At 64.1% G+C, this 14672-nt stretch carries 15 protein-coding genes and 2 tRNA genes; 14 read left to right on the plus strand and 3 right to left on the minus strand.

What is annotated here, in order from left to right; translation table 11 throughout:
• The first annotated feature begins 44 nt into the window (after positions 1-44).
• The 5 genes from JTF07_RS01495 to JTF07_RS01515 all read left to right on the plus strand — a co-directional run bounded on the left by JTF07_RS01495 (position 45) and on the right by JTF07_RS01515 (position 3308).
• Complete coding sequence (locus JTF07_RS01495; RefSeq protein ID WP_204232566.1) at positions 45-1646, plus strand: hypothetical protein; 1602 nt, start codon at positions 45-47, stop codon at positions 1644-1646.
• 53 nt (positions 1647-1699) lie between these two features.
• Positions 1700-2425: an ASCH domain-containing protein gene (locus JTF07_RS01500; RefSeq protein WP_204232567.1), complete on the plus strand. Its 726-nt coding sequence runs from the start codon at positions 1700-1702 to the stop codon at positions 2423-2425.
• A gap of 93 nt (positions 2426-2518) precedes the next feature.
• Positions 2519-2809: a DUF3618 domain-containing protein gene (locus JTF07_RS01505; protein WP_143922387.1), complete on the plus strand. Its 291-nt coding sequence runs from the start codon at positions 2519-2521 to the stop codon at positions 2807-2809.
• Positions 2802-3122, plus strand: a complete 321-nt coding sequence (locus JTF07_RS01510; protein ID WP_204232568.1) for a GroES family chaperonin — start codon at positions 2802-2804, stop codon at positions 3120-3122. Before JTF07_RS01505 ends, JTF07_RS01510 begins: the two co-directional genes overlap by 8 nt.
• 110 nt (positions 3123-3232) lie before the next feature.
• Positions 3233-3308: transfer RNA gene (locus tag JTF07_RS01515), tRNA-Lys, on the plus strand.
• Positions 3309-3775: 467 nt separating this feature from the next.
• Here the strand turns inward: JTF07_RS01515 and JTF07_RS01520 are convergent.
• Entirely contained in the window at positions 3776-4414 is a 639-nt protein-coding gene (locus tag JTF07_RS01520; RefSeq protein ID WP_204232569.1) for a GntR family transcriptional regulator, read from the minus strand.
• A gap of 203 nt (positions 4415-4617) precedes the next feature.
• Between JTF07_RS01520 and JTF07_RS01525 the strand changes: the two genes are divergently transcribed.
• The 8 genes from JTF07_RS01525 to JTF07_RS01560 all read left to right on the plus strand — a co-directional run bounded on the left by JTF07_RS01525 (position 4618) and on the right by JTF07_RS01560 (position 12216).
• A complete protein-coding gene (locus tag JTF07_RS01525) occupies positions 4618-5898 on the plus strand; it encodes an NRAMP family divalent metal transporter (RefSeq protein ID WP_204232570.1) in 1281 nt (426 codons plus the stop codon).
• Between the two features lie 2 nt (positions 5899-5900).
• On the plus strand, positions 5901-6701 hold the full coding sequence (locus JTF07_RS01530; protein WP_204232571.1) for a LamB/YcsF family protein: 801 nt from the start codon (positions 5901-5903) through the stop codon (positions 6699-6701).
• Positions 6698-7522 carry a putative hydro-lyase gene (locus tag JTF07_RS01535; protein WP_204232572.1) on the plus strand — a complete coding sequence of 275 codons (825 nt, stop codon included), beginning with the start codon at positions 6698-6700 and terminating at the stop codon, positions 7520-7522. Before JTF07_RS01530 ends, JTF07_RS01535 begins: the two co-directional genes overlap by 4 nt.
• Entirely contained in the window at positions 7519-9168 is a 1650-nt protein-coding gene (locus tag JTF07_RS01540) for a 5-oxoprolinase subunit B/C family protein (RefSeq protein WP_204232573.1), read from the plus strand. Before JTF07_RS01535 ends, JTF07_RS01540 begins: the two co-directional genes overlap by 4 nt.
• 3 nt (positions 9169-9171) lie before the next feature.
• Positions 9172-10914 carry an acetyl/propionyl/methylcrotonyl-CoA carboxylase subunit alpha gene (locus JTF07_RS01545; RefSeq protein ID WP_204232574.1) on the plus strand — a complete coding sequence of 581 codons (1743 nt, stop codon included), beginning with the start codon at positions 9172-9174 and terminating at the stop codon, positions 10912-10914.
• Positions 10915-10998: 84 nt separating this feature from the next.
• Positions 10999-11472 (plus strand): thioredoxin-dependent thiol peroxidase, encoded by a 474-nt coding sequence (bcp, locus tag JTF07_RS01550; RefSeq protein WP_096157327.1) that lies wholly within the window; start codon positions 10999-11001, stop codon positions 11470-11472.
• Positions 11473-11535: 63 nt separating this feature from the next.
• Positions 11536-11617 (plus strand) — tRNA-Leu (locus JTF07_RS01555).
• 134 nt (positions 11618-11751) lie between these two features.
• Positions 11752-12216 carry a GNAT family N-acetyltransferase gene (locus tag JTF07_RS01560; protein WP_009885147.1) on the plus strand — a complete coding sequence of 155 codons (465 nt, stop codon included), beginning with the start codon at positions 11752-11754 and terminating at the stop codon, positions 12214-12216.
• A 33-nt stretch (positions 12217-12249) separates the two neighbouring features.
• On the opposite strand, the gene JTF07_RS01565 is transcribed toward JTF07_RS01560, so the two are convergent.
• Positions 12250-12879: a maleylpyruvate isomerase family mycothiol-dependent enzyme gene (locus JTF07_RS01565; RefSeq protein WP_204232575.1), complete on the minus strand. Its 630-nt coding sequence runs from the start codon at positions 12877-12879 to the stop codon at positions 12250-12252.
• Between the two features lie 22 nt (positions 12880-12901).
• Positions 12902-13666, minus strand: a complete 765-nt coding sequence (locus JTF07_RS01570; RefSeq protein ID WP_204232576.1) for a FadR/GntR family transcriptional regulator — start codon at positions 13664-13666, stop codon at positions 12902-12904.
• A gap of 71 nt (positions 13667-13737) precedes the next feature.
• On the opposite strand from JTF07_RS01570, the gene JTF07_RS01575 reads away from it, so the two are divergent.
• Positions 13738-14622 carry a carbon-nitrogen hydrolase family protein gene (locus JTF07_RS01575; protein WP_204232577.1) on the plus strand — a complete coding sequence of 295 codons (885 nt, stop codon included), beginning with the start codon at positions 13738-13740 and terminating at the stop codon, positions 14620-14622.
• The last annotated feature ends 50 nt before the right edge of the window (positions 14623-14672 follow it).

The raw sequence follows: 14672 nt of genomic DNA on the forward strand, positions 1-14672 counted from the left end.
CCCTTGTATGTTTGATGCCGGAGCCCCCACTGCTAAGGAACCCAGTGCCAGTTAGACACGAGCTCAGCCGCGCGGCGGCCGCCCTCGGCACTGCTCTTGCCCTGATCCTCCTGCCGATCACAGGCACAATCGCTCCTGCGAACGCGAGTTTCACGGACTCCGACCAGACCAGCGCATCAAGCTCGAGGAACACAACTTCCGATCCTGACGGATCCCCTGAAGGTGCTATAGCTTCGGATCCAGGCGAGGCGATCGATTCCGTCACGGCTGATTCCGATTCCGAGAACTCCAGTGCCGACGACACCGGTGGTAACGAAGAGACAGACCCCGGGGCCGAAGCGGACAACGACACCGAGGCACCCGAAGACGACCCCGCCTGCGACACACCCAGTGATGGTGGCGACACCAGCGCACCGTGTGAGGTCACAGACCCGATTGGCTCGACATGGAACCAGAACGCGAAGACCATGCAGGTCTCCAGCATGCCCAGAAGTTGGGAGGGGAAGGAATTCGCCGGCCCGGAAGAAGACGACGACGCCAAACGCTGGCCAACCCAGAACTCTTCGACTTCTGCCAATGACTCCGATTCCGCGGCAGACGGGAGCGAACCAGACAGCGCCACCGACGACAGTGGAAACTCCGTGCCCGAAGCAACGGAGAATGCACCGGAGAAGTATTCGTTCGATGAGGACGGCTACGTTCTCGACGCCGAAACAGGCGAACGGATGGTATTCACGGAGTTCGACGATCCTCCGACCCCCGAATGGACCTTCGTCTCAGACGGAGAAACCATCACCGTCGAAGATGGCGAGCCCTACCCACCGCCAAGCGACGAGGCTGAAAGCGAAACGAGTTCAAACAGTTCCAACGACGCTGAGGGCGCGCCTGACGGCTCCGACAGCGGTGCGAAGGACTCATCCAACGACGCGGATCTGAGTGCCTCCACCGATTCGGAGTCGGGCACCGACGGCACAGACGTCGACTCCTCCGCCGGCGACAATTCGGACTCCAACTCCTCATCGGATTCGGAGAGCGAGTCCTCGTCCGACACCTCTTCTGACTCCGAATCCTCAGACTCCGCGAACGCTGATTCCAAGGAATCCGACACCTCGTCAGACGCCGATTCGTCCAAGCAGGATTCTGGTTCGAACTCCTCATCAATATCCGACGGCTCCGATTCCGGCAGCTCCGATGACAAGGGCAGCGCGGACAAGGACGGCAGCAAGGACGACAATGGCTCCGCAGACCAGGACGGGTCCGGAACAACCTCCAGCGATGGCGGGCCAGTCGGCGATGACTCCACCCCAGACCCTGCGACCGGCAACGGTTCGTCGGACACACGCGATGAGATTCCCGGAGACGTCGGCGACGATTGGATGCCTGGAAACGGCGACTCCCCACCTCCGGACTACTCGGATCCCGTCCCTCAGAACCCTGACACCCCAGTGCCGGACGATGACAAGGACCTCATCACCGGAGGCGAAACGCCGAAGCCTCGCAGCGACAAACCACCATCGACCTCGTTCGGTGAGTCGATTGCGTCAACGATTGCGAGTTCGTGGCCGATCTTCATCCTCGCAGCCTCAGGGATGGCCGCAGTCGGCTTCATCATCTGGATCGTCGGCCGACGCAATAAACAGAACTGATCCGCCTCAGAACTGAGCCCCCTCATCGGTCCATGCTGTTCTAAGATCACAGCATGGACCTCTCCGATTCAGAACTCCAGGTGATCGACGTCGCCGAATCTCTGGCAGCCACACTCGGTGCCGATGAGAATCACACGGTGGCAGCCGCCGTTATGGACACTCATGGTCACATCCACACCGGCGTCAATGTCCACCACTTCACCGGTGGGCCCTGCGCTGAGCTCGTCGCCATCGGCAATGCGGCAGCCGCCGGAGCAGGTCCGCTGGTGACGATCGCGGCCGCCGGAGATGGCGGTCGGGGCCTCCTATCTCCCTGCGGACGCTGCCGTCAGATCATTCTCGACCTGCACCCCGACGCGCTCGTCGCAGTCCCCAGATCGGGCCCTGCCGGGTCTGCCACGATTGCTCCGATCTCCGTGCTCGTCCCCCACTACTACCGTCAGCCGGATTCGGCGCCCCAGCGTCTCCTGAGGTTCCACCCTCGCTATTACGAGGCGACCACCTCGGGGAGGAAGAGCCTGACCGTGCGGTGGAAGGAATCCCACTCGCCAGGCCCTGCCTTGGCCTACTTCGAAAACACCCAGCACGGGCCTGTGCCCGTTGACATCACCTCGGTGAATACCCATCGGCTGAGCGAGCTGACACCGCAGATTCTGCAGTTGCAGACTGGGTCGAGCACCGAGGGGTACATGACCAATCTGCGCAATCACTATCCCACCATGCCTGAGGACGCGGACGTCGATGTCGTGACTTTTCGGCTCTCCGCCGTCAATATCTGACACTGAGAGAATCAAGCGGTTAAGCTTGACACGAGGCACCGTGGCACCCCGTCACGTGCATGTATGTATTCTCGACCCGGAGGACCTGCCCCGATGACTGACAATGTCTACACCTCAGATGTGACCGTCGACTCAGCGTCACCCAGCCAGCTGGCGGAATCGATTCGCCTGCGCGAAGAGCGCATCGCGGACAACATCGATGAACTTGTGGGCCGTGTCCACCCGAAGGTCCTTGCGACTCGCGCCGCCAACAAGGCGAAGTCCGGCGTCGTCGATGAAGAGAGCGGCTCGGTCAAGCCCGAAGCTGTTGCACTCGGCGTCGGCGCCGTCCTCGGCGTGGCCGCACTGATCGTGGGCCTCTCCGGCCGCAGCAAGCGTGGCTGAAGCGGCTCTGCCGATCCGGATGCTGCATGACCGGATCCTTCTGGATCCGGGCGAGGAGGCCGGGGAGCGCAAATCCTCGGCCGGGATCGTGATCCCGGCAACCGCAAGCATGGGGAAGCGTCTCGTGTGGGGCAAGGTCGTCGCGGCCGGCCCACACGTGAGGCAGGCCAACCTCGGCGATACTGTCCTCTACGACCCTGAGGAACTCGCCGAGGTGGAGCTCGAGGGGAGCGCGTATGTGCTCCTGCGAGAGCGCGACGTCCACGCGATCTCGGAACCACCGGAACAATCGAGATCCGGGATGTACCTCTGACCTGCAGATATGCGAGCTACCTCACAAAACCTCAAATGAGTGGTTCTCAGTTTGCAAGAAGCCTGGCAACCTGAGTAATATTAATTCTCGTTGCGCGGCAAGTGCAGCTCGCACCTCTAGCTCAATTGGTAGAGCAACTGACTCTTAATCAGTGGGTTCCGGGTTCAAGTCCCGGGGGGTGCACCACAGCGAAGAAACCGCCGTTCGGATCATCCGAACGGCGGTTTCCTGTTTGTCTCCTCTGGCACGCAGCTGCCCGAGTATGGCCGCTAGCGCTGGCGCCGAGCCGGCGCCTTAGCCGCAGATCGGACCGGTGCCCTGCCCGCCGCTCGGGCCCTGCCATTCATACGGGTTCTATACGGCTTGAGCGCATTCTCCGAGACGCCGCAGCCGTCTGCGCACTCAAGCATGGGGTTCAAGTTGGCTCCGCCACCGGGCTCCGCAGCAGCGGCTGTGTCGATGAGACGGCCGTAGCAGTCGGGACAGAGATATGGTGCATACTTCATTGCGCACTCCTTGCAGATCGACCACTGTCTGATCTGCCGTTAGACATGCAGGCTCTGGGCCGACATGGGCGTATGCAATTTGCACAAACACGTCGCCCTCAGTCTAGCAGTCGGGCCCGGGCGGGCCCTGTGCCGAGATCAGCATGCTCAGGCCTGGCCGGCGCGCGCATATGCGCCGAGGACCTGACGTTCGGAGTCACCGAGGTAGGCACCGAGCGTCGCCGCCGCCTCCCTCGGGCTCTCATTGAGGTAGGCGTCGAGGACCTCTTGATTGCGTTCGACGAACGGCGCATGAAGAAAGTCGAGGACCTCGACCTTGAGGAAGGCCAGGCGGAGCTCGGCCAGCACATTCCCGAATGAGCGCATCAGGCGCGAGCTGTCCGACAATGAGACCACGGCATTGTGGAAGGACATATTCAGCGTCCCCACCCGCAGCCAATCATCGGCGGCCGCTGCCGTGTGCGCAGCCTCGACAGCCCGACGCATCCCCTCGGCGCCCGGGTGGTTCTTCGGAGCGTTCTCGAGCACAGAGCATTCGATGTGCCGCCGCACCCGGTAGATGTCGATGACGTCCGAAGTGTTCGGTGAGGCCACCGAGACCCCACGATGGGGGATGTGATTGACCAGCCCCTGCTCCCCCAATACCCGGAAGGCTTCGCGCAGCGTGTTCCGGGAGACATCGAACTCTTTCGCCAAGGCAGCTTCGGACAAACGGGCACCGGGGCGAAGCTCGCCGGCGATGAGGCGGTCGGTGAGCTGATTGACCAGGGACGATTCGTGATTCACAGTTCCATCCTAGTGATCGGGGCAACAAATAGCCCAGAATCGTGAGGACAATTCCAGAACTGAAATGTGACTCAGATCTATTCTTGTTGAACAATCCATGCTAGATTGTCTAACGCTTCTTCGATAGTGATACGGACCACCACCGTGGCTGGCTCTCGATCACATCGGGATGCGGACCACATTCCAGGCAACTTGGAGACCCCATGTCACAGCCACAAGAACAGACGCCGCACAACCAGGCGCCCGTCGAACAGACAGCGAAGTCCTCGGTCAAGGTCAGCCGCAGCGCGATCCTCGGCGCGATCTTCCTCATGGCCACCTCGGCGATCGGCCCGGGATTCATCACCCAGACGGCGACCTTCACCGCCCAGATGGGCGCGGCCTTCGCATTCGCCATCTTCATCTCGATCCTCATCGACATCGCCATCCAGCTCAATGTCTGGCGCATGATCACGTCCTCGGGCAAACGTGCGGCTCAACTCGCCTCCAGCGCCATCCCGGGCACGGGCATCCTCCTGTCCATCCTCATCGTCATCGGCGGCCTGGCCTTCAACATCGGCAACATCGCCGGCGGCGGCCTGGGACTCAACGCCCTCCTCGGCATCGACCCGAAGCTCGGCGGCCTGCTCACAGGCGTGCTGGCCATCGGCATCTTCCTGTTCAAACGCGCAGGCAAGGTCGTCGACACCGTCGTCATGGTCCTCGGAATCGGAATGATCATCCTCACCGTCATCGTCGCCATCGCCTCCAACCCACCGGTCGGTGAGGCGATCAAGCAGAGCTTCCTGCCCGACACCATCAACTTCGCCACCATCACGACCATCGTGGGAGGAACTGTCGGCGGCTACATCACCTACTCGGGAGCCCACCGTTACCTCGACTCAGGCAAGACCGGACCGGAGCATGCTCCCTCCGTGATGCGCTCGGCACTCACAGGAATCCTCGTCACCGGCGTCATGCGCTACATCCTGTTCCTGGCCGTCCTCGGCGTCGTCGCCTCGGGAGTCGCCCTCGACCTCAGCGGTCAGGCCGCTAACCCTGCCGGTCAGGCGTTCGCAGCCGTCCTCGGCGATGCCGGAATGCGCATCTTCGGTGCCATCTTCTGGGCCGCGGCACTGAGTTCGGTGATCGGAGCGGCCTACACCTCGGCGACCTTCCTGTCCGCGTTCTCCAAACGCCTCGGCAAGGGATGGCCGCTGCAGTTGGCCACGGTCGCGTTCATCACCGTCTCCCTCATCATCTACCTCGTCGTCGGAACAGCACCGGCGACCCTGCTCGTCTTCGTCGGAGGATTCAACGGACTCATCCTGCCGATCGGCCTGACGATCTTCATGTACATCGGCTGGTTCAGGCCTCACCTGCTGCGAGTCGACAAGTACCCCAGGTGGTTGCTGATCATCGGCACCGCGGCAACACTGGTGATGTGGTACACGGCCGCCGGATCGGTCGGCCCCATCTTCGCAATGATCGGAATCGGAGGGTGACAATGACCGCCACAGATACGAACGCCACCAGCACGGTGAGCATCGACCTCAACTCGGACCTCGGGGAGAACGTTCCCGACCGCGTCGTCAGCGACGATACGGCGATGCTGGACCTGGTCTCCAGCGCCAACGTCTCGTGCGGGTTCCACGCCGGCAGCCCCGAGGGCATCCGGGCGACCCTGGCAGCGGCGACGAAGGGCGGGGTCGTCATCGGCGCCCACCCCGGCTATGACGATTACGAGGGATTCGGTCGTCGTCCCCTCGACGTTCCGGCAGCGACCCTGCAGGCACAGGTCGAGTACCAGATCGGTGCCCTCCTGGGCCTGACTTCAGCCGTCGGCGGCTCGGTCGCCTACGTCAAACCCCATGGCGGCCTCTACAACGCCATCGTCCGCGACGAAGCGCAGGCCAAGGTCGTCGTCGATGCGGTCAAGGCCGTCGATGAGCGCCTCGTATTCCTGGGTCTGGCCGGCAGCGTGGCCAATCGCGTCGCCGCCGAGGCGGGGCTGAATGTGGCGGCCGAGGCCTTCGCCGATCGCTCCTACAACCCCGATGGCTCTCTGGTCTCGCGCACCGAACCCCACGCAGTGCTGCATGACCCGCAAGCCGTGGCCGCACGCGTGCTCAGGCTCGTCCAGACCGGACAGGTCGAGGCCATCGACGGCAGCCTCGTCGATGTCGACGCCCAGTCGATCTGCTTCCACGGCGACAGCCAGGGTTCGATCGACATGGCCCGTGCCGCACGAGAGCTCCTCGAATCCTCGGGTGTGACGATCGCTGCGTTCGCCGGTGCCGGTCGATGAGCAGCACACCACACACCATCGGAGCGCAGAAGTCGGCTGGATCAACGACCTCGGCTGGAGCGCAGGCTCGCGAGCGCATCCGGGCCGGGTCCACTGAACCGACCTCGGGTCTGGCTCCTGGTCTGGTTCAGGCCAACCTCATCGCGGTCCCTGCCGATTGGGCCTTCGACATGCTGCTCTTCGCCCAACGCAATCCGAAGCCGTGCCCGGTCATCGATGTCCTCGAACCTGGGCAGGTCGAATCAGCCCTGGCCCCGGGCAGTGACCTGCGCACAGACATTCCCGGCTACAGACTCTGGGAGAACGGGTCGCTCGTCGACGAGGTCGACGACGCCGGTGCTGCCTGGTCCCAGCATCCCGACCTCGTGTCCTTCCTCATCGGGTGCAGCTTCACCTTCGAGACCGGGCTGCTGGACGCGGGCATCCCGATCCGCCACCAGGATGCCGGCCGCAACGTCCCCATGTACTCCACCTCGATCGCCTGTCAGCCCGCCGGTCGGATCCACGGCAACATGGTCGTGTCCATGCGCCCCATCCCTGCCCGTCAGGTCGCCGAGGCGGTGCGCATCACCGACCGCTTCCCCGCCGTCCACGGCGGCCCCGTCCACATCGGAGAACCCGAACAGATCGGCATCACAGACCTCCACTCCCCCGACTTCGGCGACGCCCCGGCAATCCAGGACGGCGGTATCCCCGTTTTCTGGGCCTGCGGAGTCACGCCCCAACTCGCCATCCAAGCCTCGGCCCCACCGTTCGCGATCACGCACTCCCCGGGCCGGATGTTCATCACCGATGCGCCGGAAGGCAACTACCGCCAATGATCGACAACCTCGACTTCCACACTGCCTCTCGCCGTCATCTCCTCGTCGAATGCCCGAACCTGGCCTCGACGATGCACCTGCATCAAGCGCTGGAGGCAGCCGAGCTCGTCGGCGTCGACGAACTGGTCCCCGCCGCCCGAACCGTGCTCATCCGCTTCAATCCGGCCCGCACCTCGGCGCCGGATCTTGCCGACCGGATCCGCGGTCTCGAGCACACGGGGACGGACTCCGCCGAGCCCCGTGAGGTCACGATCGACGTCCACTACGACGGTGAGGACCTCACCGAAGTGGCTGATCTTCTGTCGCTGTCGACCGCCGAGGTGATCACCCGGCATCAGCGTGCAAGCTGGCAGGTCGCGTTCTCCGGATTCGCCCCCGGATTCGGCTACCTGGCCGGTGACGATCCGATCTTCGACGTTCCCCGCCGGTCCTCACCGCGCACCCGTGTGCCCGTCGGAGCTGTGGCCCTGGCCGGGGAATTCACCGGCGTCTACCCTCGTGCCTCCCCCGGCGGCTGGCAGCTCATCGGGCGCACCGACGCCACACTCTGGGACCTCGATCGCGAACCGCCGGCCCTGTTCGTCCCCGGGACCATCGTGACCTTCCGGGAGGCGAAGCGGGAATCAGTCACGGTCGCTGAGGCAAGCGCAAAATCCTCGTCGTCGCAGAAGGAAACACCTGCGCAGCCGGACAGAGTCGCATCGGCGCATGCCTTCACGGTCATATATCCCGGACTCCAGCTGCTCATCCAGGACCTCGGACGGCCCGGCTTCGCCGCCATGGGAGTCTCAAGCGCCGGAGCCGCCGACCGTTCAGCGCTGCAGGCCGCCAACCGCCTCGTCGGCAACGCCGAGACCACGGCCGGGCTGGAGAACTTCGGAGGTGGGGCGAAGCTGGCCATCGCCGGTGCCGGTGTGGCCGCTGTGACCGGCGCGTATGCCTCGATCACCGTGACATCTGCCGACGGTGCCGTGTTTCGGCACCACCCCGGCGAGGCCTTCTCACTGGACAACGGGGACGAACTCGAACTCGGCATGACCGAGCGCGGAACCCGAGCCTATATCGCCTTCCGGGGCGGGATCGAGACGGAGATCGCACTGGGCAGCGCCTCGGCCGATACCCTGGCCCATCTCGGCCCGGCACCACTGGAACCGGACACGACGGTTGCCCTCGGTCGACCGGAGTCGGCACCCCACCTCGTCGATCCGGCCCGCGGCTCAGGCCACGAACGGCATCTGCCCGCACCGGGAGAGACCATCGAGATGTCGGTGACCTTGGGACCGCGTGGTGACTGGTTCACCTCGGCAGGAGTCGAGACTCTGCTGGGCCAGGAGTGGACGGTCACCCACGAATCCGATCGCGTCGGGCTCAGGCTCGCCGGCGTCGTCCCACTCGAACGCGCCCGCACCGGTGAGCTGCCCAGCGAGGGCGCTGTCACCGGGGCACTGCAGGTCCCGCCGAACGGACAGCCTGTGCTCTTCGGCCCCGACCACCCGCTGACCGGCGGCTATCCGATCATCGCCAGCGTCGATGACACGGACCTGGCAGCACAGCTGGCACCCGGGGTCAAGATCCGCTTCGTCACCGACGACCCTCGACAGAACGACGCCGACCACACACACGACTCACCGGAGAACGGACACTGAATCATGCCGAAGATCCTCATCGCCAACCGCGGCGAAATCGCCGTCCGCGTCATCCGCGCCTGCTCCCACTACGGCCACACATCGGTCGCCGTCTACGCCGACCAGGACCTCGAAGCCATGCACACCCAGCTGGCCGATGAGGCCTACTCCCTGCCGGGATCCAGTGCGGCCGAGACCTACCTCAACATCGACGCGATCATCGCCGCGGCCAAGAAGTCGGGGGCCGATGCCGTTCATCCCGGGTACGGATTCCTGTCCGAGAACGCCGAATTCGCTGCTGCGGTCGAGGACGCGGGCCTCATCTGGATCGGACCGACCGCGGACACGATCATCGCGCTCGGGGACAAGGTCACCGCCCGCCAACTGGCCCAGAAGGTCGGCGCCCCGCTGGCCCCGGGCATCGACCGGCCGCTCAAGGACGCCGGCGAGGTTGAGGCCTTCGCGGCCGAACACGGACTGCCGATCATCATCAAGGCAGCCCATGGTGGGGGCGGGCGCGGAATGAAGATCGTCCATGACCTCGCCGAGGTCGCCGACGCCTTCGAATCGGCCACCCGTGAGGCTGTGGAGGCCTTCGGACGCTCCGAGTGCTTCGTTGAGAAGTTCTTAGAGCGTCCCCGCCACGTCGAGGTCCAGATCGTCGGCGACGGCCAAGGACGCGTCGTGGCCGTCGGCGACCGCGACTGCTCGGCCCAGCGCCGCAATCAGAAGCTCATCGAGGAAGCACCCGCCCCCGGGCTCAGCGCCGATCAGCGCGAGCGCCTGCACCGTTCGGCCGAGGCCATCTGCGCCGAGGTGAACTATAGGGGTGCTGGCACCGTCGAGTTCCTGCTGGCCGCCGACTCCACGATGACCTTCCTTGAGGTCAACACCCGTCTCCAGGTCGAACACCCCGTGACCGAGGCGGTCTCCGGTGTCGATCTCGTCGCCGAACAGTTCCGCATCGCCTTCGGCCAGGGGCTGTCGCTGCCGTCGACTCCCGAGCCCAGTGGGCATGCCATCGAACTGCGCATCAACGCCGAAGACCCGGGACGCGGCTTCCTGCCCACTCCGGGCCGCATCGATACCCTGACTGTGCCGGGTGGCCCCGGGGTGCGCTGGGACGCTGGTGTCCGTGCCGGTGACAGCGTACAACCGGCCTTCGACTCCTTGTTCGCCAAGCTCATCGTCCACGGACCCGACCGTGATTCTGCGATCGCGCGCACGGTCACTGCTGCCAAGGAACTGCACGTTCAAGGGCCTGCCACGGTGCTTCCCTGCTCGCTTGAGATTCTCAGGGATCCGGCGTTCACCGGAGCCGAGCTGGGCGTCCATACCCAGTGGATCGAATCCGAGCTCCTCCCCCGCATGACGACGCAGGACCGGCCGGCACCGATTCCCGAGTCCTCGCTGCAACGCTTGGACATCGAGATCGACGGCAGACTCACCCGGCTCGGACTGCCGACTGCGCTGCTGGCTGGACTGGGCACCGCCGGCGGCGCTGGCAACGATTCTGCCAGTGCTATCGGTTCGGACGGATCTGAGGGAGGCGCTGCGGATGGGGCCGTGAGCGCTCCAGTGCCCGGCAACCTCGTCGACTATCTCGTCGCCGACGGTGCTGAGGTGGCCGAGGGCGACGATGTCGCTGTGCTGTCGGCGATGAAGATGGAGACCCGGGTGCAGGCACCGGCGGCAGGTGCCCTGAAGCAGGTGGCGAAGGTCGGCGACATGGTGGCTGTCGGTGAGGTCATCGCTCGCATCGGGTGAGGCTGACCTGTGTCCTGGTCTCGGACTAGAGTGGTCTGTGAACTGAGAACTTCGGAGAAGTTCCGAACGAGAAGAGGAGACACTATGCCACGTCTGTCAGTCGGCGACACCGCACCGGATTTCACCCTGTCCAATCAGGATGGGAAGTCCGTGACCCTCAGCGAATTCAAGGGACAGCGGGTTGTCGTCTACTTCTACCCTGCTGCCATGACTCCCGGCTGCACGACCGAGGCCTGCGACTTCCGTGATTCGCTTTCGGCGCTGTCTGCTGCCGGACTGGTTGTTCTGGGCATCTCGCCGGACAAGCCGGAGAAGCTGAAGAAGTTCGCGGAGAAGGAGGGGCTGAACTTCGACCTTCTCTCCGACCCCGACAAGTCCATGATGGAAGAGTGGGGCGCCTTCGGGGAGAAGAAGAACTACGGCAAGGTCGTCCAGGGCGTCATCCGCTCGACGCTCGTCATCGATGCTGAGGGCGCCGTTGAACTGGCACAGTACAACGTCAAGGCCACCGGTCATGTGGCTCGTGTGCGCAAGGCCTTGGGCATCGACGCCGCCTGACCGGCTGCGTTATCTGATCGTTTCAGCATCGCGCCCTCGTCCTGCTAATCTTGAGGACGTCGCGCGCGAGTGGCGGAATTGGTAGACGCGCTGGATTTAGGTTCCAGTGTCTGCGGACGTGGGGGTTCAAGTCCCCCCTCGCGTACAGAGCGGAGAACGGCCTCTGGTTCGGGAAATATCCTCCCGGCCAGGGGCTTTTTCACATACTCTTGCAGTACATGTCGCCTTGCGGCGCTCACATGTCACCCCGCAGAACTATAAGGAAAGGCCCGGACAGTCATGGCAGATTCGTCGACCACTTCCGTTCGCCCTGTTGACTCGGCAGACGAGGCTCGCTGGCGTGAGCTCTTCCGCGGCTACCGCGAGTTCTATCACCTGCCGGAATCCGAGGACATCGTCTCCCGGGTGTGGGGCTGGCTCATGGATACAGCACACGAATGCCAAGGCCTGGTCGCCGAGGCGGATGGCCGCATCGTCGCAATCGCGGACTTCCGGAGATTCTCGCGTCCGTCGACCGGCACGGTCGGTCTCTGGCTCGATGACCTCTTCACCGATCCTCAGGCCCGCGGAACAGGATCCGGACGTGCGCTCATCGCCCGTCTTCAGGAGATCGCCGCGGACGAAGGGCGTTCGGTCGTCCGCTGGATCACTGCCGACGACAATGCTCAAGCTCAGGTGCTCTATGACAAGGTGGCGACGAAGACCAACTGGCTCACCTACGATGCGAAGCCGAAGGAAGCATAAGGACGAAGTTTCTCAAGCGTCTGTGCGCGGACCTCAACTCATGCGAGTTCGCAGTTTTTCGGCGCCTTCGCCCTCAAGCAGCGAAGCGAAGTCCGGACGTCCCGCCATCGCCATCACCAGATCCAGGAGCCTGCCTCTGACCGCCGGTCCGCTTCCGACCCTGAAGTCAGCATCGTCTGCGACGAGAGTCAGCCCTTTGACGAGGGTCCTGCTGTTGACGGCGAAGTCCTTCGCGGCGTAGAAGCGAGCGACCTCAAGGACTGCGCTGGGGTCGGGAGTCAGAGTCAGCCCGAGTGGCCGGGCGATGTCCTGAGAGTGGACGATGACCTCGCCGAGGAACGCAGGATAGTCCTTCGTCGGTACGATCGTGGCCGTGATGCAGGTGCGGAAGATCCCCAGAGCCTCTTCCGGCGACCTCCCTCGGAACCTGGCCAGGAGTCGGGAATTGTGCCGGTCAGCGTTGAATCCGGCGGCGGCGATGCTGCGAATCCACGCCCACCTGCCCGTGTTCGCCGCCGCGCTGAGATGGGCAACGACCTCGTCGACTGACCAGGCCGAACACAGCGTGTCAGCGCTCCACTGGTCAGACTCGAGCGTCTCCAGCAGTTTGACCAAGCGGGCACGTTCGGCATGGATGAGTGTCCAAAAGTCTGATTCCCTCACAGCGGGTGCCTCACATTCAAGGTCAGTCGCCGAGCCCGAGGCCGACGAACATCTCTCGACGCAGAGCGTCCACGTGTATGCGTGCGATATCGACGGCCGCCATCGGATCATGGGCGCGAAAGGCGGCAACGAGACGGGCATGATGGTCGCGGCCCTCATCGAGCTGTTCCTGCGGATAGGGAACGAAGTACCTGGTCAGCGCCTCATAGCAGGCGAGATAAGTCGGCACTTCCGGAAGGCCGCTGATCTCGGCGCACAGGCGGTGGAAGCGAGTGTCGGGGATGTGGTGCTCGTGCCAATCGGCGGCGTTCTTCGACTGCCGAATGAGATCGTCGAGTTCATCGCACTGTGCCGCCGTCGCTCGCTGTGCGGCTGCAACGACGATCGCACTCTCCATCAGGCTGCGCTGATCGATGAGCCGGAGGATCGACTGCTCGTCGGCCCGATAGGCCGTGACCGATGAGTCATTGAGCGCCGGTGGATCGTCGGCAACGAAGGTTCCGCCCCCGCGCCCTCGACGGCGCACCAGGACTCCATCGTCGACTAGGCTCTCCAGGGCACGGCGCGCGGTGATGTGACTGACCTCGAGGCCACCGGCGATGAGCTCAGTGCGGGGAAGCTTGCTTCCCGGCGCCAACAGCGCATGCTCGATCGACAGGAGAACTCGAGCTCGGACAGTGTCGACGGCTGAGAGCCGTGTGACCGCCGCAGATCCCGGAGCCGTGAACAGGGCCTGGTCAACCTCATGGGTCTCCCGGTTCGAGGCACGCGAATTTTTTCCCGCCATGTGTTGAGTCTATCGGCTCACAAGTTTATAGTGATCAAAATGAACACTTATGTTGATCAAAGGAGCTGCCGGTGCCACAGAGAGAACTGAGCGTCGGACTTGCTCAGCGCGCTCCGCTCCACGGCCCGAACGTGCTGGCCGAGCTGCACGCGGACGTCGAACGCACGCTTGCACGGCATCCTGGGCTCGACATGCTCGTCTATCCGGAGCTCCACCTCCAGGGAGTCGATCACCTGCCGACCGATGAACAGCCGGCCGCGCTGGCACAGCTGGCGATGCCTCTCGATGACCCCTTTGTGGCGATGATCGGCGAAGTGGCCGCAGCCTTCGGCATCTGGCTGTGCCCGGGAAGCATCGGCGAGACGACCAGCACGGATGCGCAGTACAACACCCAACTCCTCTTCTCCCCCGACGGGACGCTGGCCGCCACCTATCGCAAGATGTTCCCATGGAGACCATTTGAGCCACACCTCCCCGGAACGGAATTCGTCGTCGCCCCGATCAAGGGCCACGGCGTCCTCGGTCTGTCGAACTGCTATGACGCCTGGTTCCCCGAACACTCCCGTCACCTCGCGTGGATGGGCGCCGATGCGATCATCAACATCGTCAAGACGACCAGCCAGGACCGCGATCAGGAGCTCGTCCTCGCCCGAGCCAATGCGATCGTCAATCAGGTCTACATGCTCAGCGTCAACTGCGCCGAACCAGTCGGCCGTGGCCACAGCATTGCCGTCGGCCCCGAAGGGCAGGTCCTCGCCGAGGCGGGGGCCGGTGAGGACACTCTCGTCGTTCGGGTGGACTCCGGCCAGATCCAACGCGTGAGAGCTCAGGGCACTGCTGGGACCAATCGAATCTGGTCGCAGTTCACCCCAGAAGACGAACCGATCCCACTGTCGCTCTATGCCGGAACCATCGAACCCAAGCGATGGTCACCCCACTATCACGGGCACGACTGAGCCGAACATCGACCGCAGCGATCCCAACACACCGTCGCACCACCTCGGCG

Source organism: Brevibacterium sp. RIT 803 (assembly GCF_016892625.1).
Taxonomy (GTDB): Bacteria; Actinomycetota; Actinomycetes; order Actinomycetales; family Brevibacteriaceae; genus Brevibacterium.

What these genes read in the sequence shown, in the direction of transcription:
- JTF07_RS01500 (WP_204232567.1), top strand. Translation starts at nt 1,700, where the DNA reads ATGGACCTCTCCGATTCAGAACTCCAGGTGATCGACGTCGCCGAATCT.
- JTF07_RS01525 (WP_204232570.1), top strand. Translation starts at nt 4,618, where the DNA reads ATGTCACAGCCACAAGAACAGACGCCGCACAACCAGGCGCCCGTCGAA.
- JTF07_RS01535 (WP_204232572.1), top strand. Translation starts at nt 6,698, where the DNA reads ATGAGCAGCACACCACACACCATCGGAGCGCAGAAGTCGGCTGGATCA.
- JTF07_RS01560 (WP_009885147.1), top strand. Translation starts at nt 11,752, where the DNA reads ATGGCAGATTCGTCGACCACTTCCGTTCGCCCTGTTGACTCGGCAGAC.
- JTF07_RS01570 (WP_204232576.1), bottom strand. Translation starts at nt 13,666, where the DNA reads ATGGCGGGAAAAAATTCGCGTGCCTCGAACCGGGAGACCCATGAGGTT.
- JTF07_RS01530 (WP_204232571.1), top strand. Translation starts at nt 5,901, where the DNA reads ATGACCGCCACAGATACGAACGCCACCAGCACGGTGAGCATCGACCTC.
- JTF07_RS01505 (WP_143922387.1), top strand. Translation starts at nt 2,519, where the DNA reads ATGACTGACAATGTCTACACCTCAGATGTGACCGTCGACTCAGCGTCA.
- JTF07_RS01545 (WP_204232574.1), top strand. Translation starts at nt 9,172, where the DNA reads ATGCCGAAGATCCTCATCGCCAACCGCGGCGAAATCGCCGTCCGCGTC.
- bcp (WP_096157327.1), top strand. Translation starts at nt 10,999, where the DNA reads ATGCCACGTCTGTCAGTCGGCGACACCGCACCGGATTTCACCCTGTCC.
- JTF07_RS01540 (WP_204232573.1), top strand. Translation starts at nt 7,519, where the DNA reads ATGATCGACAACCTCGACTTCCACACTGCCTCTCGCCGTCATCTCCTC.